The organism is Serratia inhibens (genome assembly GCF_003591175.1).
GTDB classification, from domain to species: domain Bacteria; phylum Pseudomonadota; class Gammaproteobacteria; order Enterobacterales; family Enterobacteriaceae; genus Serratia; species Serratia inhibens.
This window is the reverse complement of record NZ_QYYG01000005.1, coordinates 46153-68262: the sequence shown is the minus strand read 5'-3', so window position 1 is coordinate 68262 and position 22110 is coordinate 46153. Positions and strand designations below refer to the sequence as shown.

General features: G+C 58.7%; 23 protein-coding genes. 8 read left to right on the top strand and 15 right to left on the bottom strand.

The annotated features are described in order from the left end of the window. Positions 1–5: 5 nt before the first annotated feature. Genes D4100_RS16345 through D4100_RS16330 form a run of 4 tightly spaced genes read right to left on the bottom strand, consistent with a single transcriptional unit; the run spans position 6 to position 4006 of the window. Positions 6–635 carry an NADH:ubiquinone reductase (Na(+)-transporting) subunit D gene (locus D4100_RS16345; protein WP_004949071.1) on the bottom strand — a complete coding sequence of 210 codons (630 nt, stop codon included), beginning with the start codon at positions 633–635 and terminating at the stop codon, positions 6–8. Continuing rightward, a complete protein-coding gene (locus D4100_RS16340; RefSeq protein ID WP_006321320.1) occupies positions 628–1422 on the bottom strand; it encodes a Na(+)-translocating NADH-quinone reductase subunit C in 795 nt (264 codons plus the stop codon). The genes D4100_RS16345 and D4100_RS16340 overlap by 8 nt, the downstream gene beginning before the upstream one ends. After that, positions 1412–2653: an NADH:ubiquinone reductase (Na(+)-transporting) subunit B gene (locus tag D4100_RS16335; RefSeq protein ID WP_006321321.1), complete on the bottom strand. Its 1242-nt coding sequence runs from the start codon at positions 2651–2653 to the stop codon at positions 1412–1414. Before D4100_RS16335 ends, D4100_RS16340 begins: the two co-directional genes overlap by 11 nt. 3 nt (positions 2654–2656) lie before the next feature. Further along, positions 2657–4006 carry a Na(+)-translocating NADH-quinone reductase subunit A gene (locus D4100_RS16330; RefSeq protein ID WP_006321322.1) on the bottom strand — a complete coding sequence of 450 codons (1350 nt, stop codon included), beginning with the start codon at positions 4004–4006 and terminating at the stop codon, positions 2657–2659. A 596-nt stretch (positions 4007–4602) separates the two neighbouring features. Here D4100_RS16330 and dpaA point away from each other — a divergent pair. Further along, positions 4603–5370: a peptidoglycan meso-diaminopimelic acid protein amidase gene (gene dpaA, locus D4100_RS16325; protein WP_006321323.1), complete on the top strand. Its 768-nt coding sequence runs from the start codon at positions 4603–4605 to the stop codon at positions 5368–5370. Here dpaA and D4100_RS16320 read toward each other — a convergent pair. Next, positions 5305–6108 (bottom strand): class II glutamine amidotransferase, encoded by an 804-nt coding sequence (locus tag D4100_RS16320; RefSeq protein WP_006321324.1) that lies wholly within the window; start codon positions 6106–6108, stop codon positions 5305–5307. The two genes, dpaA and D4100_RS16320, sit on opposite strands and share 66 nt — an antisense overlap. A 97-nt stretch (positions 6109–6205) precedes the next feature. Further along, a complete protein-coding gene (lpcA, locus tag D4100_RS16315; protein WP_004949058.1) occupies positions 6206–6787 on the bottom strand; it encodes a D-sedoheptulose 7-phosphate isomerase in 582 nt (193 codons plus the stop codon). Between the two features lie 245 nt (positions 6788–7032). Here lpcA and fadE point away from each other — a divergent pair, with 245 nt between their 5' ends. The 4 genes from fadE to D4100_RS16295 all read left to right on the top strand — a co-directional run bounded on the left by fadE (position 7033) and on the right by D4100_RS16295 (position 10887). Beyond that, positions 7033–9489, top strand: a complete 2457-nt coding sequence (gene fadE / locus D4100_RS16310) for an acyl-CoA dehydrogenase FadE (protein WP_119804785.1) — start codon at positions 7033–7035, stop codon at positions 9487–9489. Positions 9490–9778: 289 nt separating this feature from the next. Continuing rightward, positions 9779–9931, top strand: a complete 153-nt coding sequence (locus D4100_RS16305) for a Hok/Gef family protein (protein WP_065505917.1) — start codon at positions 9779–9781, stop codon at positions 9929–9931. Between the two features lie 325 nt (positions 9932–10256). Further along, on the top strand, positions 10257–10409 hold the full coding sequence (locus D4100_RS16300; RefSeq protein ID WP_065505917.1) for a Hok/Gef family protein: 153 nt from the start codon (positions 10257–10259) through the stop codon (positions 10407–10409). Positions 10410–10734: 325 nt separating this feature from the next. Continuing rightward, on the top strand, positions 10735–10887 hold the full coding sequence (locus D4100_RS16295) for a Hok/Gef family protein (RefSeq protein ID WP_119804784.1): 153 nt from the start codon (positions 10735–10737) through the stop codon (positions 10885–10887). Positions 10888–10979: 92 nt separating this feature from the next. Here D4100_RS16295 and mtnK read toward each other — a convergent pair whose 3' ends face one another. Next, complete coding sequence (gene mtnK / locus D4100_RS16290; RefSeq protein WP_119804783.1) at positions 10980–12179, bottom strand: S-methyl-5-thioribose kinase; 1200 nt, start codon at positions 12177–12179, stop codon at positions 10980–10982. 144 nt (positions 12180–12323) lie between these two features. Between mtnK and mtnA the strand changes: the two genes are divergently transcribed. Beyond that, positions 12324–13352 (top strand): S-methyl-5-thioribose-1-phosphate isomerase, encoded by a 1029-nt coding sequence (gene mtnA, locus D4100_RS16285; RefSeq protein WP_119804782.1) that lies wholly within the window; start codon positions 12324–12326, stop codon positions 13350–13352. A gap of 35 nt (positions 13353–13387) precedes the next feature. Here the strand turns inward: mtnA and D4100_RS16280 are convergent, their stop codons facing one another. From D4100_RS16280 to D4100_RS16270, 3 genes are read right to left on the bottom strand one after another with little or no spacing between them, the layout of a single operon-like run. Then, positions 13388–13930, bottom strand: coding sequence for a 1,2-dihydroxy-3-keto-5-methylthiopentene dioxygenase (locus D4100_RS16280; protein ID WP_006322380.1), 543 nt, complete (start codon positions 13928–13930; stop codon positions 13388–13390). After that, positions 13927–14616 carry an acireductone synthase gene (mtnC, locus tag D4100_RS16275; RefSeq protein WP_119804781.1) on the bottom strand — a complete coding sequence of 230 codons (690 nt, stop codon included), beginning with the start codon at positions 14614–14616 and terminating at the stop codon, positions 13927–13929. Before mtnC ends, D4100_RS16280 begins: the two co-directional genes overlap by 4 nt. After that, positions 14613–15227: a methylthioribulose 1-phosphate dehydratase gene (locus D4100_RS16270; protein ID WP_006322382.1), complete on the bottom strand. Its 615-nt coding sequence runs from the start codon at positions 15225–15227 to the stop codon at positions 14613–14615. The genes mtnC and D4100_RS16270 overlap by 4 nt, the downstream gene beginning before the upstream one ends. Positions 15228–15389: 162 nt before the next feature. On the opposite strand from D4100_RS16270, the gene D4100_RS16265 reads away from it, so the two are divergent. Both D4100_RS16265 and D4100_RS16260 read left to right on the top strand, forming a co-directional pair. Continuing rightward, entirely contained in the window at positions 15390–16550 is a 1161-nt protein-coding gene (locus D4100_RS16265) for a pyridoxal phosphate-dependent aminotransferase (RefSeq protein WP_006322383.1), read from the top strand. After that, positions 16538–17311 (top strand): amidohydrolase, encoded by a 774-nt coding sequence (locus D4100_RS16260; RefSeq protein WP_006322384.1) that lies wholly within the window; start codon positions 16538–16540, stop codon positions 17309–17311. The genes D4100_RS16265 and D4100_RS16260 overlap by 13 nt, the downstream gene beginning before the upstream one ends. 34 nt (positions 17312–17345) lie before the next feature. Here the strand turns inward: D4100_RS16260 and D4100_RS16255 are convergent, their stop codons facing one another. From D4100_RS16255 to D4100_RS16235, 5 genes are all read right to left on the bottom strand, one after another. After that, on the bottom strand, positions 17346–18698 hold the full coding sequence (locus tag D4100_RS16255) for a nucleobase:cation symporter-2 family protein (RefSeq protein ID WP_006322385.1): 1353 nt from the start codon (positions 18696–18698) through the stop codon (positions 17346–17348). Positions 18699–18772: 74 nt separating this feature from the next. Then, positions 18773–19108, bottom strand: coding sequence for a hydroxyisourate hydrolase (uraH, locus tag D4100_RS16250; protein ID WP_063202616.1), 336 nt, complete (start codon positions 19106–19108; stop codon positions 18773–18775). After that, complete coding sequence (gene uraD / locus D4100_RS16245) at positions 19101–19601, bottom strand: 2-oxo-4-hydroxy-4-carboxy-5-ureidoimidazoline decarboxylase (RefSeq protein WP_119804780.1); 501 nt, start codon at positions 19599–19601, stop codon at positions 19101–19103. Before uraD ends, uraH begins: the two co-directional genes overlap by 8 nt. Beyond that, positions 19601–20857 (bottom strand): allantoate amidohydrolase, encoded by a 1257-nt coding sequence (gene hpxK, locus D4100_RS16240; RefSeq protein WP_006322388.1) that lies wholly within the window; start codon positions 20855–20857, stop codon positions 19601–19603. The genes uraD and hpxK overlap by 1 nt, the downstream gene beginning before the upstream one ends. Then, positions 20857–22098 (bottom strand): pyridoxal-phosphate-dependent aminotransferase family protein, encoded by a 1242-nt coding sequence (locus D4100_RS16235; protein ID WP_006322389.1) that lies wholly within the window; start codon positions 22096–22098, stop codon positions 20857–20859. Before D4100_RS16235 ends, hpxK begins: the two co-directional genes overlap by 1 nt. Positions 22099–22110 lie beyond the last annotated feature (12 nt).

The following is a 22110-nucleotide window of genomic DNA, read 5'->3' as shown; positions in this document are numbered from 1 at the left end:
GGCCGTTACTCCTTTTCGATCTGTGCGGGCTTCAGGGTGCGCAGCACCCAAATCAGCAGGCCGATGATAAAGAACGCGCTCGGCGCCAGCAGGAACAGGCCGTTCGGCTGATACCAGCCGCCGTTCTGCACCGTATCCAGCACCGGAATGCCAAACAGCTTGCCCGAGCCAATCAGCTCGCGCAGGAAACCGACCAGCACCAGGATCACCCCATAACCCAGCCCGTTGCCGATACCGTCCATAAAGCTTTCAATAGGCGGCGACTTCATGGCGTAGGCTTCGGCACGCCCCATCACGATACAGTTGGTGATGATCAGGCCGACAAACACCGACAGCTGCTTGGAAATCTCGAACGCATAAGCGCGCAGCAGCTGATCGACCACAATCACCAGCGAGGCGATAATCGCCATCTGCACGATGATGCGCACGCTGTTCGGAATATGGTGACGGATCAGGGAAATAAAGAAGCTGGAGAACGCCGTGACCAGGGTCACCGCGATGGTCATCACCACCGCCGTTTCCAGCTTGGTGGTCACCGCCAACGCGGAACACACCCCGAGCACCTGCAAGGCTATAGGGTTGTTATCAAACAGCGGCCCGAGCAGGACCCGCTTAATCTCTTTGGAATCAGCCATTTTTCAGCGCTCCTTCACGGACTTTTTGCAGGAATGGGCCAAAACCTTGCTCGCCCAACCAGAAATCAAAAGTGTGCTGCACGCCGTTGGAGGTCAGCGTGGCGCCGGACAAACCGTCCACCCCGTGCTCATCCCCTTGACGCGCCCCGCCTTTCACCACGCGGATCGCCGGCTTGCCGTCGTTATCAAACAGCTTTTTGCCGATCCACTGCTGACGCCAACCGGCATTCTCAACTTCACCGCCCAGGCCCGGGGTTTCCCCCTGATCGTAATAAGTGATGCCTTTCACCGTATTGCCGTCGCTGTCCAGCGCCACAAAAGCGTACATCATCGACCATAGGCCGGTGCCGTAGACCGGCAGCACGATTTGGTTCACCGCCCCGCCGTTATCGCGAACCAGATAGATTTCCGCCCGGTTGCTGCGGCGTTTGATGCCAGCCGGATCTTCACCTGCCGGCAAGGCGACGCTTTTGGCATCGTCACGCAGCGCAGCGGCCAGATCGAACGCCGCCGCATTGCCCGCCACGAACTCACCGCTGTTCAAATCCAGCAAGCGCGGTTCGATGCGCTGGGTGAACAACGCCTTGACCTGCTCACCTTCCATCTTCGGCTGCAACAGGCCGGCTACGTCGAGGATATTGCGCTGCTTGTCGAGCAGCTTTTGCTCCTGCTGTTTGGACTTGAGGCCGACGGCGGAACCCGCCACCACCACCGAACACACCAGACACAGCAGCAGTACCACCAGCAGCGTTTTGCCGATAGTGTCGTTTTTAGCTTCATTCGCCACGGGCTTTTCTCCGCTTGATGTTGGCCTGCACCACCAGATAATCGAACAGCGGTGCGAACAGATTGGCGAACAGGATCGCCAGCATCATGCCTTCCGGGTAGGCCGGGTTGACCACCCGGATCAACACGCACATCACGCCAATCAGGATGCCGTACCACCACTTTCCCTTGTTGGTAAAGGCGGCGGAAACCGGGTCGGTGGCCATAAAGATCATGCCGAAGGCAAAGCCGCCCAACACCAGATGCCAATACCACGGCATGGCGAACAGCGGATTGGTGGCAGAGCCGATGCTGTTGAACAGGAAGGCGGTGGCCATCATGCCGAGCATCACGCCGGCGACAATACGCCAGGAGGCCACGCGGCCAAACAGGATAATCGCACCGCCGATCAGGATCATCAGCGTGGAAACCTCACCGACCGAGCCGGGGATGTTGCCGAGGAAAGCGTCCATCCAACTGATTGACTGGCCAGTGGCCAGGTTGCTCAGGCTGTGCGCTCCACCCACGCTCCACTGCGCCAAGGGCGTCGCACCGGAGAAACCGTCGGCGGCGGTCCACACCAGGTCACCGGAGATCTGCGCCGGATAGGCGAAGAACAAGAAAGCGCGCCCCGCCAGCGCCGGGTTGAGGAAATTGCGCCCGGTGCCGCCGAAAATCTCTTTCGCCACCACCACGCCGAAGCTGATGCCGAGCGCCGCCTGCCACAGCGGTAGCGTTGGCGGCACAATCAGCGCAAACAAAATCGAGGTGACGAAGAAACCTTCGTTAATCTCATGCTTGCGGATGACCGCGAACAGCACTTCCCAGAAACCGCCGACGAGAAACACCACGGCGTAGATCGGCATAAAGTAGCAGGCGCCAAGCACCATCTTGCTGGCCCAGCCGGCATCCGCCGCCAGCGACGCCCCCAGCCACTGCGCCAGCCGGTAATGCCAGTCGCCCGCCAGCACCTGCTGCAGTTGATCGCCGCTGTACAGATGGTGCAGCGCCGGAATGGCCTGCTGGCCGACGTTGTACATGCCCCAGAACATCGCCGGGAACACCGCCAGCCATACCAGGATCATCATGCGTTTCAGATCGATGGCGTCGCGCACGTGCGAAGCGCCGCGCGTCACCAGACCGGGGGTGTAAAACACCGTGGTGGTCGCTTCGAACAGCGGGTACCACTTTTCCAGCTTGCCGCCCGGCGTGAAGTGATGCTCGATCTTGTCAAAAAAGTTCTTCAGGCCCATCGGTTATCCTTCCTGCTCAATCTTGGTCAGCACGTCGCGCAGCACCGGCGCATATTCATACTTGCCCGGACAAACGAAAGTGCACAGCGCCAGATCTTCCTCATCCAGCTCCAGGCAACCCAGCGCCTGCGCGCTGTCGGTATCGCCCGCCAGCAGATCGCGCAGTAGCAGAGTCGGCAGAATGTCCAGCGGCATCACCCGTTCGTAGTTGCCGATCGGGACCATTGCACGCTCGCCGCCATGGGTGGTGGTCGAGAAGGCGAACAGCTTATTTTTCAGGAAGTGGCCCAGCGTGGTGCGGGTAATGGAGAATTTGTCCGGTGAAGGTGCGATCCAGCCGAACAGCTGTTTATCACGCCCTTCCTGCAGCACGCAAACCTGCGAGTGAAAACGGCCGAGATACGCATTCGGGCCGGCGACATGAGTGCCGCTCAGCACCGAACCGGAAATCACCCGGTTCTCACCGCTTTTAAGGCGGCCGGCGGTCAGTTGCTCAATGCTGGCGCCCAACCGGGTACGCAGCAGCGCCGGCTGTTCTACCTGCGGCCCGGCCAGCGCCACCACCCGACGGGTGTCGAGATGACCGGTGGTGAACAGCGTGCCGATGGCGATGACGTCCTGATAGCCGATATGCCAGACGGTTTTTTTCAAACTGACCGGTTCGAGGAAGTGAATATGGGTGCCCACCAGCCCGGCGGGATGCGGGCCGGCGAATTCGTTGTAGGTTATCTGCGCACCAGGCTGTTTGCCCAGATTCGCACCTGCGGCGTGGCAAACGTGCAGCTTGCCGTCGGTCAGGCGCGCCAACACCGCCAGCCCGGCGTTAAAGGCTTCCCGTTGCCCGGCAATGATCACCTGCGGATCGGCGGCCAACGGCTGGCTGTCCATGGCGGTCACGAAGATGGCGCGCGGGGTGGTGCCGGGACGCGGCGTTTTACTGAAGGGGCGGGTGCGCAGCGCGGTCCACAGGCCGCTGGCGATCAGCTCACCTTCAACCTGCTCTCGCGGCAGTTCCGACAATTCGGCTACCGGATAATGAGCGAACTCAAGTTGCTCATCTCCGCCGTTTTCTATCGCAATAACCACGGACTGCAACACCCGGCGCTCGCCACGGTTGATTGCCGCGATGCGGCCGCTGGCGGGAGCCGTGAAGAAAACCCCGGGGTTCTTTTTATCTTCGAACAGCGCCTGGCCTTTCTTAACGGCATCGCCTTCCTGCACTAACATGGAAGGGCGCATGCCGACGTATTCTTCCCCAAGCAGGGCAACATGCTGAACTGGTGGGCCGTCCTGAATCGCCTGAACCGGAGCTCCGGCAATGGGCAGATCTAACCCTTTTCTGATTTTAATCATAGGATTTATACGATGTTGACTAGGTTTACACGTCTTACCGGCCCCAGAGGCTGGTGCTGACGATGCCTGGATGATGAGACTGCATCAGCAGCCTCCGGGTTAAGCGCAACGGCATCACGCTCAACATGAATTCTTTCGCGCTGACAAAATGGGGTTACGCACATTCCCTTGATTGACTCCCGTCTGCCTGGTTTTGCACGACAAACCGTCTTGCACCACAAAAAAACGCTGTTAATACTTTGTTGCCACAAAGCCCATGTTATCGCCATGGATATAAGATCAAGGCCCGCTTCTGCATCGGCAACAACAGGTTAACCGGAGCCGGAATATTAACATTTTTCACCACTTTGTTCTGCGTTGAGCAGTGACCTGAGTCAAGCAAATGCAATTAAATGTCTGCTGTTTTACACCACCGATCGTTAAAATCTGCCTGTCGATTCACTTTTATCGAAGTTTGTGGTTTTTTTATACACATCGCATATTGCTAAAAAAAAACACACTGGTAATCTGGCGGTGTTTTAAAGCAGTAAAACAATAATCAGTGGCATGTTGGCCGAGTTCATTGAGCCAGCAGATAAATATAAGCAGGAATAATAATGAGCAAAATCGCGCTGTTGTTTGCGATGCTTTTTTCTATGCCGATGATCACGGCCTGCAGCGCCAGCGAGCAGGTTCCCGAGGCACCGGTAGTTAAACAGCAATTAGTAGGTTCACCGGTCTATATTCAGATCTTCAAAGAAGAACGCACGCTGGAATTGTATGCCAAAATGGGCAACGAATTCCGTCTGGTGAACTCCTTCCGCATCTGTAATTTTTCCGGCGGACTCGGCCCGAAACGCCGTGAAGGTGACTTTAAAAGCCCGGAAGGTTTTTATAGCGTCGACTCACGCCATCTGAAACCCGACAGCAAATATTATCGTGCAATAAATATCGGTTTCCCGAACGATTACGACAAATCGCAGGGTTATTCCGGCGCTTATCTGATGATCCACGGTGAATGTAAATCGATTGGTTGTTACGCAATGACCAACACCTATATGGATGAGATTTACCGCTACGTGGAAGCCGCATTCGCTTATGGCCAGAGCCGGATCGATATCAGCATCTATCCGTTCCGCATGACCGATCAAAACCTGAAACGTCACCGCTCCTCCAGCGATATCGCCTTCTGGAACCAGTTGAAACCAGGCTATGACTACTTCGTCAAGAATCATCAGCCGCCGATGGTCAGCGTCGCCAATGGCCAGTACGTACTGGGTCAGCCGGTCATGAGCACCAGCCAGATGACGCAATACGCGTCAACGGCTCCCGCTGTCAGCACCAACCCCTTCGCTCAAACCAAGCCGCTCACCGAAGTGAAATAATGCGAACTCGCCTGGCGCAATCTTGTGCCAGGTTTCATTCGCCGTCAGCGGCTGGGTAGCAATCACCGTGACCACATCGTTGGGTGTGGTCTGCTGCTGAAAATCAATCTCCACATCCTGATCGAGCAACGTGGCTTTGCCAAACGGCGCGCGGCGGGTGATCCAATATAAGTTGGTGGAGCAGTAGGCCATGACAAAACGCCCGTCCGACAGCAACATATTGAATACCCCTTTCTTGCGCAGTTGATCCGCCAGCAGTGCGATATAGCGGAATACCGGCGGCCAACGGCTCGGGGTGCGCGGGTATTTCAGGGAAAGTTGATGCAGTAGCCAGCAGAAAGCATATTCGCTGTCAGTCTGGCCCACCGGGCGGAAGGTGCCGGTTTCCAACTGACGATAGCCTTTCAACTGACCATTATGCGCGTAGGTCCAGTTACGGCCCCATAGCTCGCGGGTAAACGGGTGGGTATTTTCCAGCGCCACTTCGCCGCGATTGGCCTGGCGGATGTGCGATACCACCGCGCAGGATTTGATCGGGTATTCCTGCACCAGACGGGCAATCGGCGAATCGAAACTCGGTTGGGGATCCTTAAACGTACGGCAGCCGTTACCTTCATAGAAGGTAATGCCCCAACCATCTTTATGTGGCCCGGTACGGCCACCGCGCTGAACCAGCCCGGTAAAGCTAAAGCAGATATCGGTCGGTACGTTTGCGCTCATCCCGAGCAGTTCACACATCGCTTGCCACTCCTTACCACACTGGCACTGTTCTATGTGGGCGCAGCATGCGGCGCCCTTACAAAATGTCTGGGGGGCGGCATGCCCCCTGAAGCCATTAAGCCTTAACCATCTCTTTTTCAATCAACTGAATCAAGATGTGAATCGCTTTGATATGGATCTCTTGAATACGGTCGGCGTACCCGAAATGCGGTACGCGGATTTCCACATCTGCGGAGCCGGCCATTTTACCGCCGTCTTTGCCGGTCAGGGTGATCACTTTCATCCCTTTGGCGCGCGCCGCTTCGATAGCTTTAATGATGTTGCCCGAATTGCCCGAAGTGGAAATGCCCAGCAACACGTCGCCTTCGCGGCCTACCGCTTCCACGTAACGTGAGAACACGTATTCGTAACCGAAATCGTTGCTGACGCAAGACAGGTGGCTGACATCGGAAATGGCAATCGCCGGATAGCCCGGGCGGTTTTCGCGATAGCGACCGGTCAGTTCTTCGGCAAAGTGCATGGCGTCACAATGTGAGCCGCCGTTGCCACAGGAAATCACTTTCCCGCCTGCTTTAAAGGAATCGGCCAACAGCACTGCCGCGCGTTGAATGGCGTCGATATTGGCATCGTCATTGATAAATTTCGCCAGGGTATCGGCCGCTTCGTTCAGTTCACTGCGAATAAGGTCGTGGTACATGAGGAACCTCTTGTTATCGTCAATCTTCCGCTCCGCAGTGTACCGGATCGGGGAAAAACCGAGAAGCATTGTGAATCAAACAGCGCGCCGGTTGAGGTGCGGGTGAGGTTTTTGACTATTGATGCGCTCAGTTTGTGACTTAAGTTGTAATTAAACTGTAAATGCATTGATAAAAATATGGGGTTGTACTAAAACCTATTACATACATACAACAGGTCAGACCTCTTACTACTTCGGAGCTTCTTATGATGGTTCTTAGTATTGTTGTTTTACTCGCACTCATTGGTGTGGTGTTTTATCACCGAGTGAACCTCACCCTCAGTAGCCTTATTCTGCTGGCATATACCGCCGCCATGGGCATTATCGGCCTGTGGACCTTCTGGATGCTGCTGCCGCTGGCGATTGTCCTGCTGCCGCTGAACCTGACGTCCCTGCGCCGTTCGATGCTGTCCGCTCCGGCGCTGCGCGCGTTCCGCAAAGTCATGCCGCCGATGTCCACCACCGAAAAAGAAGCTATCGAAGCCGGCACCACCTGGTGGGAAGGCGATCTGTTCCGCGGCCAACCGGACTGGAACAAGCTGCATAACTACCCGAAACCACAGCTGACCGCCGAAGAACAAGCGTTTATCGACGGTCCGGTGGAAGAAGCCTGCCGCATGGCGAACGATTTCCAGATTACCCATGAACTGGCCGACTTGCCGCCGGAACTGTGGGCCTATCTGAAAGAACACCGCTTCTTTGCGATGATCATCAAGAAAGAATACGGCGGCCTGGAATTCTCGCCTTATGCCCAGGCGCGCGTGCTGCAAAAACTGTCCGGCGTTTCCGGTATTCTGGCGATCACCGTTGGTGTGCCGAACTCCCTCGGCCCGGGTGAACTGCTGCAGCACTACGGTACTGACGAACAGAAAAACCACTACCTGCCGGGCCTGGCGCGCGGCGAGGAGATCCCTTGTTTCGCCCTGACCAGCCCCGAAGCGGGTTCAGACGCCGGCGCTATTCCGGATGTCGGCACCGTCTGCATGGGCGAGTGGCAAGGCGAACAGGTATTGGGCATGCGCCTGACCTGGAACAAACGCTATATCACGCTGGCACCGGTCGCAACCGTGCTGGGCCTGGCGTTCAAACTGCATGACCCGAACCGCCTGCTGAGCGATAACGAATCACCGGGCATCACCTGTGCGCTGATCCCGACCAGCACCCCTGGCGTTGAAATCGGCAACCGCCACTTCCCGCTGAACGTGCCGTTCCAGAACGGCCCAACCCGCGGCAGCGACGTGTTCGTCCCTATCGATTACATCATCGGCGGGCCAAAAATGGCCGGCCAGGGCTGGCGCATGCTGGTTGAGTGCCTGTCGGTAGGCCGCGGCATCACGCTGCCTTCCAACTCCACCGGCAGCGTGAAGTCTATGGCGCTGGCCATTGGCGCTTACGCCCATATCCGCCGTCAGTTCAAGATCTCTATCGGCAAGATGGAAGGTATCGAAGAGCCGTTGGCGCGTATCGCCGGTAACACCTATGTGATGGATGCGGCGGCAACGCTGATCACCAGCGGCCTGATGCTGGGCGAGAAACCGGCGGTGCTGTCAGCTATCGTGAAATACCACTGTACCCACAGAGGTCAGCAGGCAATCATTGATGCAATGGATATCGCCGGCGGTAAAGGTATCATGCTGGGCAAATCCAACTTCCTGGCCCGAGCCTACCAGGGCGCACCGATCGCCATCACGGTAGAAGGCGCCAATATCCTGACCCGCACCATGATGATCTTCGGCCAGGGCGCCATTCGCTGCCATCCCTACGTACTGGATGAAATGGCGGCGGCGCAGAGCAATGACCTGAACGCCTTCGACAAATCACTGTTCGGCCATCTGGGCCACGTGGGCAGCAGCAAGGTACGCAGCTTCTGGCTGGGCCTGACCAACGGCCGCACCAGCAACACGCCAACCAAAGATGCGACACGCCGTTACTACCAACAGTTGAACCGCCTGAGCGCGAACCTGGCACTGCTGTCGGACGTCTCCATGGGCGTGCTGGGCGGCAGCCTGAAACGCCGCGAGCGTATCTCCGCCCGTCTGGGGGATATCCTCAGCCAGATGTACCTGGCTTCCGCGACGCTGAAACGTTTTGAAGATGAAGGCCGTCAGAAAGAAGATTTGCCGCTGGTGCATTGGGGTGTGCAGGACAGTCTGCATCAGGCAGAACAAGCGTTGGACGATCTGCTGCGCAACTTCCCGAACCCTTTTATCGCCGGCATGATGCGCTTCGTGATCTTCCCGTTCGGCCGCGTGCATACCGCACCTTCTGATCGCCTGGACCACCAGTTGGCCAAGATCATCCAGCAACCGTCCGCAACCCGCAGCCGTTTGGGACGTGGCCAGTACCTGACGCCAAGCGAACATAACCCGGTTGGCCTGCTGGAAGCCGCGCTGGCTGACGTCATTGCCGCCGAGCCGATTCACCTGCGCCTGTGCAAGGAAAGCGGCAAGAACCTGCCGTTTACCCGGTTGGATCGCCTAGCGCAGCGTGCGCTGGAAGAGGGCAAGATCAGCGCCGATGAAGCGAAGATCCTGGTGAAAGCCGAAGAGAGCCGTCTGCGTTCCATCAACGTAGATGACTTCGAGCCGGATGCGCTGGCGGCCAACAAGCCGGAAAAGCCGGTAGCGCCGTCTAAGCGCCAACAGCATACCGAAGCGGCGTAACGACGTTACTCCCACTTACCCAGGGGCGATGATTATCGCCCCTTTTTCTTTTTGTACCGCAGCAAAATGCGCAGCGGCTCGCAGCCTTGCCAGAACGGCTAATTTAACCTCGGGAATAATCGGATAGACTGCGTAGCGGGTGCTCTGGATCTTTCTTTCCGGGGCATAAGCAACGGATAGAAAGAGAAAGGCCCCGAGTCGATATTATCAACCCGAGGCCACTCTGAATGTCCAAACAACATCAGGTTAGCCTCTTACCCGCCGGAAGGCAAGGATAAGGAGGTCAGAAATGCAGCAGGAACGGGTCGTTCTGAGGCTGATGATTATCTGCATGACGCTGATTGCGCTCATGTGGATCACTCGCGGTTCGCTATGTGAACTGCACATCAAACTGGGAGACACGGAGGTTGCGGCCATTTTGGCTTACGAATCCGAAGGGTAAGGCAACCCAACGGCGGGGTTCGCCCCGCCCGTTGGTTGTTAGACAGAGGATCCATGAGCACCCTCTTCCTCCTCCAGCCCGCATTCTATCAAAATATGCAAAATGCGCGGCGGCTCGCAACCTTGCCAGAACGGCTAATTTAACCTCGGGAATAATCGGATAGACTGCGTAGCGGGTGCTCTGGATCTTTCTTTCCGGGGCATAAGCAACGGATAGAAAGAGAAAGGCCCCGAGTCGATATTATCAACCCGAGGCCACTCTGAATGTCCAAACAACATCAGGTTAGCCTCTTACCCGCCGGAAGGCAAGGATAAGGAGGTCAGAAATGCAGCAGGAACGGGTCGTTCTGAGGCTGATGATTATCTGCATGACGCTGATTGCGCTCATGTGGATCACTCGCGGTTCGCTATGTGAACTGCACATCAAACTGGGAGACACGGAGGTTGCGGCCATTTTGGCTTACGAATCCGAAGGGTAAGGCAACCCAACGGCGGGGTTCGCCCCGCCCGTTGGTTGTTAGACAGAGGATCCATGAGCACCCTCTTCCTCCTCCAGCCCGCATTCTATCAAAATATGCAAAATGCGCGGCGGCTCGCAACCTTGCCAGAACGGCTAATTTAACCTCGGGAATAATCGGATAGACTGCGTAGCGGGTGCTCTGGATCTTTCTTTCCGGGGCATAAGCAACGGATAGAAAGAGAAAGGCCCCGAGTCGATATTATCAACCCGAGGCCACTCTGAATGTCTAAGCAACATCAGGTTAGCCTCTTACCCGCCGGAAGGCAAGGATAAGGAGGTCAGAAATGCAGCAGGAACGGGTCGTTCTGAGGCTGATGATTATCTGCATGACGCTGATTGCGTTCATCTGGATCACTCGCGGTTCGCTATGTGAACTGCGCATCAAACTGGGAGACACGGAGGTTGCGGCCATTTTGGCTTACGAATCAGAAGGGTAAGGCAACCCAACGGCGGGGTTCGCCCCGCCCGTTGGTTGTTAGACAGAGGATCCATGAGCCCCCTCTTCCTGGTAGCGGTGCCCAGACAACGCCTAGCCGTTCTGGCGGATACGCGCCAGCAGGGCGTCGATATGCTCAATCTGCGCCGCGTTGACGATCAGCGCTCGGCCCAAACTCAGGGCGCTGCGCTGGCATTCGGTGCGCATTTCGGCATCGCTGATGCTGTCCAGATCGGCGACGTGTGCCAGGCCGATAGTGCGGCGGATCAACTCGCTGCCGCAGTAACCTATGGCATCGGTCCACACCTGCTGCAGGAACTGTTCGGCATAGCCCGGCACCGCCAGCGCTATCTCGCGAGTCTGTTGGTGGCACAGCGCCAGGAAGCGATCGGCAAAAATCAGCCAGAGTTCGCGCACATCCTGCAAGCGCTGCTCCCGCCCGGCGGCGGCATCGCGCGGCCCCAACAGTCCCGGCAAACCGCAGTAATTCAGCAACAGGTTACCCAACGCGCTGCCGACGTCAAAACCTATCGGGCCATAGAAACCAAACTCGGCATCTATCGCCTTCAGCTTGCCTTCCGCAACAAAAATCGAGCCGCTGTGAATATCGCCATGCAGCAGCGCTTCCGCCTTGCTGAGGAAACGGTGCTTCAGCCCGGCCACCGCCAGCCTCAACGCGGCATCGTCACGCAACGCTCGCACCTGCGGTAGCAACGCCTCGTCGAACTGGTTGCGTTCGTGATCGATATAGGGGTCGGTAAAGAACAGATCTTCGGTGATCTGGCACAGCTCAGGGTTGGTGAAGCGGCTGACCTCGGCCTTTTTTTCTTGCGCCGTCTGGTAAAAATCGGAGGTATGAAACAGGGTTTGCGCCAGATATTCCGCCAGTTGCCCAGCGGCCAACGGGTAATAGTGGCCTTTGATCAGCTCGTTGCGCCAGATGTGATGATCGGAAAGATCCTCCTGCACCATCACCGCCAATTCAGGATCGTGATGCAGCACCTTCACCGTATGCCGTGGGCAAAACCCGCCGTGGATCAACAGGGTTTCCGCTTCAATCCGCGCCCGATCCAGGGTCAGCGGCCAGGATTCGCCCACACAGCGTACGTACGGCAACGCCTGTTTGACGATCACCCGGCTTACGCCATCGCGATCGCGGATTTTGAACACCAGGTTCAGGTTGCCGTCACCAATCTCGTCAGCGCTAACCAGCGCCTGCGGATCGGCCAATTGCCCGTATTGACGGGCATATTCAACGGCATCGGCAGCAGTAAAGGTACGATAAAGCGACATTCCCAACCCCTCTGATTTTTCTCACTGACGCAGCGATGTTATTTTTTTAGACGTAAAAGCATTTGGACGTCTATACATCCGTATGGCATGTTGGCAGAATACCTTTTCAGATGCAATAACAACGCAACAAGGATTTAACTGCCGATGCAATCGCTTAACACCACCAGTTTGACCCTGAGTGACAACCGACTTTGGATCCTCGACCAGCAGGCTTTGCCGCAGGAAAAACAGTGGCGCCAGTGCGACAGCGTGGAGGAGTTGGTCGATCACATCCTCACCTTGCGGGTTCGGGGCGCGCCGCTGATCGGCCTGTCCGCCAGCCTGTTGCTGGCGCTGCTGGCGGAACGCGGTCTGCCGCGTGAAGAACTGGAGCAAGCATTGGTCACCTTACGCGCCTCACGCCCGACGGCGGTTAATCTGATGAATAATCTGGACCGCATGAAGCAGGCTCTGGCACAACCGCAGTGGGTACCTGCGATGGTTGAGGAAGCGTTGCGACTGGTAAAAGAAGACCGCAAGTTGTGCGATCGGATCGCCGATCATGGTGCGGAGCTGGTGCAGCCCGGCAGCCGCCTGTTGACCCATTGCAATACCGGTGGCCTGGCGACCGCCGGTATCGGCACGGCTATCGGCGTACTGTTGCGCGCCCATCAACAAGGGAAAGTACAACAGGTGTGGGTCGATGAAACCCGTCCGTTGCTGCAGGGCGGTCGCCTAACCGCCTGGGAACTGGGTGAGCTCGGCATTCCCTACCGGCTGATTTGCGATTCGATGGCCGCCAGCCTGATGGCGCAGGGCCAGGTAGATGCCGTGTGGGTTGGCGCAGACCGCATCGCCGCCAACGGCGACGTCGCCAACAAGATTGGTACCTACAGCCTGGCGGTATTGGCGCACTATCACCGTATTCCGTTCTACGTGGCCGCCCCGCACACCACCCACGATCCGCACTGCCCGAACGGCGCGGCCATCCCGATTGAACAACGGGCCGCAACCGAGGTGACCGGCGTTTCCGGCAGTTTCGGATCATGCCAGTGGGCGCCTGCCGATGCCCCGGTTTATAACCCGGCGTTTGACGTGACGCCTGCGGAGCTGATTAGCGGTTGGGTATTCGACAGCGGAGTGATTACACCGCAACAGGTCAATGACGGGATTTTCCTGCGGGCGCTGGGGTAATCAATAATGGGGCGAGAAAGCCGCCCCGTTAAATCTTAATCCAGGCGCGGATAGGCATCGGCGATCGTGTCGCCGGTGAAATGCGCAACCCAACCTTCCGGATTATCGAAGACGCGGATCGCGGTAAAGTTTGGCGCCGACCCCATATCGAACCAGTGACGGGTATTGGCCGGTACCGAAATCAGATCGTTCTTCTCGCACAGGATCTGGAAGATCTTGCCATCCAGATGCAGGCAGAACAGCCCCGCACCGGCCACAAAGAAGCGCACCTCATCTTCGCCGTGCGTATGTTCGGAAAGAAATTTGCTGCGCAAGGCTTCGCGCTGCGCATTATCCGGACGCATGCTGATCACGTCCCAGCTCTGATAACCCTTCTCCGCCACCAGCCGATCAATCTCGTGCTGATAGGCGGCAATCACCGCCGCCGGCTCCGGGTTTTCACCCAGTTCGCGATCCGCCTGCCAGCGCTCGAAGCGCACGCCAATTTGCGTCAGTTGCTGTTGAATAGCCTCAGCATCCTGGCTCTGCCATAAGGGTTGCTGCGGCTCTTTATCGCTGAAAATGGTCAATCCACTCATGAGGCAAACTCCCCTAAATCGATCTGATCAAAACGGTTAACCTGCGGGTGCCGGCTCTGCGCATCGGCGTCGTCGCGGATCAACTGGCAAGTACGCCAACCTGCGGCTCGTGCGGCATCCAGCTCTTGATGAATGTCGGAAAGGAACAACAGCTCGTCGGGCGCAATGCCAATTTCAGCGGCGATATTTCGGTACGAAGCGGTTTCACGCTTGGCACCGACATGAGTATCGAAATAGCCGCTGAACAGCGGCTGCAAATCCCCCGCATCGCTGTAGCCGAACAGCAGCTTTTGCGCCTCCACCGAGCCGGAAGAGTATACGTACAGTTTAAGCCCTTGCTGCTGCCAGGCTGCCAGTTGCCCGGCCACTTCCGGGTACAGATGTCCGCGAAAATCACCGTTCTGGTAGCCGCTGCGCCAAATGATGCCCTGCAGCGCCTTCAGCGTGGTGGATTTGCGATCTTCATCCATAAAACGGTACAGCGCGGCAATCAACTGCTCAATGTCCGCCTGCGGCTGGTCAATTTCCTGCCGTAGCGCGGCCAGCGGTGCGGCCACTTCGGCATCGGCGGCGTGCTGACGGAGAAACTCCGCCAGCCGCTCACGCGCATAGGGAAAAAGCACCTGGTGCACGAAGCGGATATCGCTGGTGGTGCCTTCAATATCGGTGACGATGGCGCGGATCATTTAGCCTCCAGTAAACGGCGTTGCAGTTCGCACTGGAACAGGAATTCCAGCCCTTCAAGGTGGCGGCGGGCTTCCGCTACCTGGCGGCCCCAGCAATACAGGCCGTGTCCGCGGACCAAAAAACCGTACTGCAGTGGCGTCACTTCGGCATAAGCCGCCACGCGCGCCGCAAGCCGCGGAATATCCTGGTCGTTATCGAAAATGGGAATAATCACGCTGTCCAGATGGCTGCTCTGGCCACCGAGCGATTTTTGCATTTCATAGCCCTGCAACACCAGCCCGTCGCTGCGTTCAACGCGCGACAGCACGGTCGCATTCACCGAATGGGTATGCAGCACCGCACCTATCTGCGGGTACAGCCGGTAAATCAGGGTATGCAGGCCGGTTTCCGCCGAAGGTGTGCGACCGCTCGGCACATGATTGGTCGCGGTTTCCACCAGCAGGAAGTCCGCTTCGGTCAGGCTACCCTTATCCTTGCCGGACTCGGTGACCAGGCAACGTAGATCGTCGAGACGCAGCGACATATTGCCGCCGGTCGCCGGGCACCAGCCCTTTTCGCCAATCCAGTGGCAGGCAGCCAATAGCGCTGTAAGTTGCGGATTTTCCGTCATTATCGTTTCCCGGTTTCTAAGGTTATCAGCATAGGGAGCTTAGAATGATTTACTTATATAGTTAGATCTTTTCTTCATTTAGCCATCTAAGCGTCTTGATTGCCAAATACTAACATCGTGTTATATTGACGGCAACCTAAGCGCCAGGAGTATTAGCCCGCTATGAGCACATCAGCATTGATTCCCGACAGTAAATTGCCCGCTCTGGGCACCACCATTTTCACGCAGATGAGTGCGCTGGCGGCGCAGTATCAGGCGATCAACCTGTCGCAGGGCTTCCCCGATTTCGATGGCCCGGATTATCTGAAGGAGCGCCTGGCCTGGCACGTCAACCAGGGTGCCAACCAATATGCCCCCATGACCGGTGTTGCACCGTTGCGCGAAGCCATCGCCGAGAAAACCGCCGGGCTGTACGGCTGGCTGCCGGACGCTGCCAGCGAAGTCACGGTGACGGCAGGCGCCACAGAAGCGCTGTTCGCTGCCATCAGCGCGTTGGTGCGCCCCGGCGATGAAGTTGTCTGCTTCGATCCCAGCTACGACAGCTATGCGCCGGCGGTAACCCTGTCCGGCGGCATATTGAAGCGCATTGCGCTACAGCCGCCGACGTTCGGCGTGGACTGGCAGCAGTTTGCCGAATTGCTTTCGCCTCGCACCCGGCTGGTGATCCTCAATACGCCGCACAACCCATCCGCCACCGCCTGGCAGGCGGAAGATATGCAACAGCTGTGGCGCGCGATTAGCGATCATGAAATCTATGTGCTGAGCGACGAAGTGTATGAACATATTTGCTTTGCCCAGGGCGGCCATGCCAGCGTGCTGGCCCATCCGCAACTGCGGCAACGTGCCATCGCGGTGTCCTCTTTCGGCAAAACCTTCCACATGACCGGCTGGAAAGTGGGTTACTGCGTGGCCCCCGCCGCACTGAGCGCCGAAGTACGTAAAGTGCATCAATACCTGACTTTCTCGGTCAACACCCCGGCACAGCTGGCGCTGGCGGATATGCTGCGCAGCGAGCCGGAGCATTGGCAACAGTTGTCGGCGTTTTACCGCGCCAAGCGCGATCGCTTTGTGCAGGCGCTGTCAAACAGCCGACTGGAAATTTTACCCTGTGAAGGTACATACTTCTTGCTGGCAGATTACAGCGCGGTCTCCGATTTGGATGACGTCGCTTTCTGTCATTGGTTAACCGAGCACGTGGGCGTGGCGGCAATTCCGCTGTCGGTCTTCTGTGCCGATCCTTTCCCTCATAAATTGATCCGGCTGTGCTTCGCTAAACAGGACGCCACGCTGGATGCGGCTGCGGAGCGGTTATGTCGACTTTAAAAATTACCCTGTTGCAACAACCGCTGGTCTGGCGCGACGGCGAAACCAACCTGCGCCATTTCGATGAGCTGCTGGCACCGCTGACCGGCCGTGATCTGATCGTGCTGCCGGAAATGTTCACCACCGGCTTCGCCATGGACGCCGGGGAAAGCGCACTGCCGGAGCAGCAGGTGATCGCCTGGCTGCACGGCTGGGCAAGCAAAAGCAACGCCCTGGTCGGTGGCAGCGTGGCACTGAAAACCGCCGAGGGCGCAGTCAACCGTTTCCTGTTGGTCGAACCGAACGGCCGGGTACATGCTTACGATAAGCGCCACCTGTTCCGCATGGCCGGCGAGCACCTGCATTACCGCGCCGGTAAAAAGCGCGAGATTTTCGAATGGCGCGGCTGGCGCATTCTGCCGCAAATCTGTTACGACCTGCGCTTCCCGGTGTGGTCCCGCTATCAGCAGGATTACGATCTGGCGCTGTACGTCGCCAATTGGCCGGCGGCGCGCAGCAAACACTGGCAAACGCTGCTGGCCGCACGCGCCATTGAGAATCAGGTCTACGTGGCCGGCTGCAATCGCGTCGGCGAAGACGGCAACGGGCTGAACTACAGCGGCGACAGCCTGATCTTCAGCCCGCAAGGCGAAACGCTGGCGCAGGCGGAACCGGGCGCCGCCGCACGGCTGGACGCCGAACTGTCGCTGGAAAACCTGCAAATCTACCGCAGCGCTTTCCCGGCCTGGCGCGATGCCGACAGCTTCCTGCGGCACGATTGATCCTACCGGGCGCAGCCCGCTGCGCCCGCATTCCTCAGGAAAGCTCCTCCCCCGCCCTATTTTTCTCCGCCGCCTCGATCCGGTTGAACAACAGATTCAGCAGCAACGCCACCAGACACGACGCGCTGATACCTGAATGCAGCAAGGTGCGCACCCAATTCGGGAACTGATCGTAAAAAGTCGGCATCACAATCGGGATCATGCCGAAGGCAATCGCCGTCGCCACCACCACCAGATTCATGTTGTCCTTATACTCCACCTTCGCCAGAGTGCGAATGCCGCTGGCAGCCACCGAACCGAACAGCACCACGCCGGCGCCGCCCAATACCGGCGGCGGAATGCAGGCCACCAACCGCCCGAGAACCGGCAACACACCCAGCAGCACCAGAATGGCGCCCCCGGCACTGACCACAAAACGGCTTTTTACGCCGGTGATCGCCACCAGGCCGATATTCTGGGCAAACGAGCTTTGCGGGAATGAGTTAAATACCGGCGACAGCGCACTGGAGAGCATATCGGCGCGCAGACCCTTGGCGATACGACGCGAGTTGACCGGCGAACCCACAATTTCCCCCACCGCCATCAGCCCGGCAGTGGTTTCCGTCAACAGCACCAGCACGATCAACAACATGGACAGGATCGCGCTGAGCTCGAAAGTTGGCCAGCCGTAGGCGAAAGGTTCGGGGAAGGCCAACCACGGCCCGTTGCCCACTGCGGCAAAGCTCACTTTCCCCGCCAGCACCGCCGCTACGCAGCCTGCGGCCATCGCCAGCAGCACCGACAACCGCTTCAACGTCGGGGAACCGATCTTATTGAGCAACAAAATGACCGCCAGCGTGAAAGCTGCCAGGCCAATATTCCCGGTGGCCCCCCAATCCGCCGCCCTGGCGTTGCCGCCCATCGCCCAGCGCACCGCCACCGGCATCAACGACAGGCCGATCACCGTCACCACGGTGCCGGTCACCACCGGTGGGAAGAAGCGGATAATTTGCGAGAAAAACGGCGCGATCAACAGACCCACCAACGAGGCGGCGATCACCGCACCAAATACCGCAGGCAGCCCGCCGTCCCCGGTCACGATGGTCACCATGGTCGCCACCCCGGCGAAGGAAACGCCCTGCACCAGTGGCAGACGCGAACCCAGACCGGGCAAGCCGAGGGTTTGCAGCAACGTCGCCAGCCCGCTGACAAACAACGCCGCCGTCACCAGCATACCAATCTGCGGCGCGCCTAAACCCGCAGCCGAGCCGATGATCAAGGGTGGCGCGATAATTCCACCGTACATGGTCAAAATATGCTGCAGGCCGAAGGCAAAGGTTTTTCCCAGCGGCAGTTTTTCATCTTCCGGGCAGCACGAAGCCGCACCCTTATCCTGAGACAGAGCCATATTTCCCCCGTTTACTGGGTGATTGAATCCGGGAGCGCGGTACTCCGCGCCCGAGGATACGTCAGTGGATCAGATCAACTGCCGCGGTAGGTCGAGTACGAATAGGGGCTGATTAACAGCGGTAAATGGTAATGCTGTGCCGCATCGCCGACGACAAAATCGATAATCGCGGTGGCGTATAGCGTTTCGCGCCGGCCGGCGGCAAAATAGCCGCCGAGATCGGCATACAGGCGGTAATGTCCGGCGGTCAGGCCATCCGGCGTCAGGTTGCGCGCGCGGCCGTCGGCATCGGTATGGCTTTCGGCCTGCATCCGCCAGTGTCCGTCGTGCTCTCGTTCCAGCCACACCCGCACGTCCGCCGCAGGTTTGCCGAGTGAGGTGTCCAGAATATGGGTGCTGATATTACTCATCGCTCAATAACTCCTTAAAACGCAGCATCACGATTTCACGCAGCTGTTCGGCGGTTTCCCGCTGTTCCTGCTCCGCACTGTTGCTCAACCGACGCTCCAGCTCACGCAATATGACCTGGCCATCGCGGCCGGCGGCGCGGATCAAAAACACCTGACCAAATTGCGCTTCATAACGCCGATTACCTGCCAACAACGCCTCGGCCAGCGCAGCGTCCTCCGTATTGACCGCCGCCTGCTCTCGCCGGGAAAATTGTGCCTCGCGGCCAGGCCCGCCGGCGCGTTCGCCGATGCGTGGGTGCTGCGCCAGCGCCCGATTGACGTCCTCCGCCTGCCAGCGCTGTGACGCCTGCCGGGCAAACATCAGTGCGGCATCAATACCGGCGAACGGCCGGGCAGCGATCACCGCCGCGATCCAGGACGGAATATCCACGCAGGGACGCAGCAACCGCTCAGCCTCCAGCGGCGACAACCGGTTAAACGCTTGCAAGTCCATCAGGCTTCCTCCCAACTGACAACCGTCTGGCAGTAGGCCTGAATCGCCAGCGCCACATCGGCCTGGGTGACGGCTTCAGCCGGATGATGGCTGATACCGCGATCGCAGCGCACAAACAACATACCCACCGGCCAGCAGGCCGCCACAGCTATCGCATCGTGCCCGGCACCGCTCGGCAGCGCCATGCTGCGGCCTTGCACCTGCATCACGCCGTCCTGCCAACGCCGTTGCAAATTTGCATCACAGGCCGTTGCATTTATGCGGTAAAACTCTTCGCTGGCAAAACTCAGCCCCCGGCGCGCGCAGATCGCCTCAGCCTGTGCCAGCAGTTGCATCAGCAGCGCCGCCAGCGGGCCATCCTCCGGGCCGCGCACGTCAAGCGACAGTTTTACCTCGCCGGGGATGACGTTGACCGCTCCCGGCAGGCTTTCGATTCGGCCAACGGTGGCTACCAGATGCGGATCGCAGGCCGAGGTGATCGTCTCGACCGCCACCATCCATTCTGCCGCCGCCGCCAGCGCGTCTTTGCGTTGCCCCATCGGCACGGTGCCCGCATGGCCCGCCTCGCCGGTAAAGGTACAGTTGAGCCGACGAGCGCCGTTGATTGCCGTCACCACCCCCAGTGCCAAATCGGCCGCTTCCAGGCAAGGCCCCTGCTCAATATGCAGCTCCAGATAGCCACAGATATCAGGTTGCGCACGCTTAGCCTCACCCACCGCAGCCGGATCCAGCCCAAACTCGCGCAGCGCCTGCGCCATGCTGATCCCCTCGGCATCGGTCCGTTCCAACCACTCAGCAGGCCACTGCCCGGTAATGCCCCGGCTGCCCAACAAGGCAACGCCAAAGCGGGTGCCTTCTTCATCGGCGAAGCCAATCACCTCCACCGCCACCGGCAAACGCCGCTGCTGCCGATGCAGATGCGCCACCACTTCCAGTGCGGTCAGTACGCCAAGCATGCCGTCGTAGCGGCCGGCATTGCGCACCGTATCCAGATGCGAACCGAGCAGCAGCGCCGGTGCACCTGGCGTTTGGCCTTCGTAACGGCCGCAGATATTGCCGACGCTGTCCTGATGCACCGTCATGCCAAGGGTACGCATCCAGTCACCCACCAGTTGGTTGGCGCGCCGATGTTCCGGCGACAGATAGACGCGCGTCAGCTGGCCCGGCGTGGCGCTGATCGCCGCCAGCGCATCGCAGCGCGCCATCACTCTTGCAGCGGCCCGTTCCGCCTCCTGGGCGGTTAACAGCGCCGTCATCAGCAGGCCCCGGTTTCGTAGGTATTCCAGGCCGCCTGCAAGGCTTCGCCCTGTTGGCTGGCGAAGCCCAGCCGATTCAGTACCGCCTCCAGCGCGGTCAGTGTCTGCAACACACAGTCTTTACGCGCGTTATAACCCATGGTGCCGATACGCCAGATTTTGCCCTGCAGCGGGCCGAAAGAGGTCCCGATCTCGATGGCGAAATCATTCAGCATCATCTGACGCACCTGCTCGCCGTGAACCTGTTGCGGGATCACCACGCCCAGCACGTTGTTCATGCGGTTATCGAGATCGCCGAACACCTCCAGCCCCATGCCCTGAATGCCGGCCAGCATCGCCGCGCCGTTCAGTTTGTGGCGAGCGATGGTATTTTCCAGCCCTTCTTCCAGGATCACCCTGGCGCACTCGCGCGCGGCGAACAACATGCTGGTGGCTTCGGTATGGTGGTTCAGCCGCTCCGGGCCCCAGTAATCCATGATCATGCCGAGATCGAAATAGTTGGAGTAGATCATCTCGTCGTCGCCGTCGGCATGGTCAACCGTGCGAATGCCCTGCTCCACGCATTTACGGCGGCGGACGATCTCTTCAAACTGCGGGCTGAGGGTGACGGGCGAACTGCCGGACGGGCCGCCCAGGCATTTCTGCAGGCCGGCGGATACCGCGTCCAGCCCCCAGGCGTCGGTTTCCAGCGGGTTGCCGGCGAAGGAGGCGGTGGCGTCGGTGTAGAACAGCACGCCGTGGCGGCGGCAGATGTCGCCCAATTCGTCCAGCGGCTGCAACATGGTGGTGGACGTATCGCCCTGCACCGTCAACAGCAGGCGCGGGCGCACCTTCTTGATCGCGTCTTCAATCTGATCGGCGCTGAAAACCTCGCCCCAGGGTACCTCGATGGTGTGCACCTCGGCACGGCAGCGGCGGGCTATTTCGCACAGCAGATGGCCGAAACGGCCAAACACCGGCACCAACACCTTGTCGCCGGGGCGAATCGAGGAGATCAGCATGGCTTCAATACCGGAACGCGAGGTGCCGTCCACCAGCATGGTCCAGCGATTTTCGGTGCGGAACAACGCGCGGTACAGCTCCATCACCTGATTCATGTAGCCGGTCATCGCCGGATCGTACTGGCCGATCAGTTGGCTCGACATGGCGCGCAGCACGCGCGGATCGGCGTTGATCGGCCCCGGTCCCATCAACAGGCGAGCCGGCGGATTAATCTGATCGAACTGGGTGATATCTAACATGCTCATTCCTTA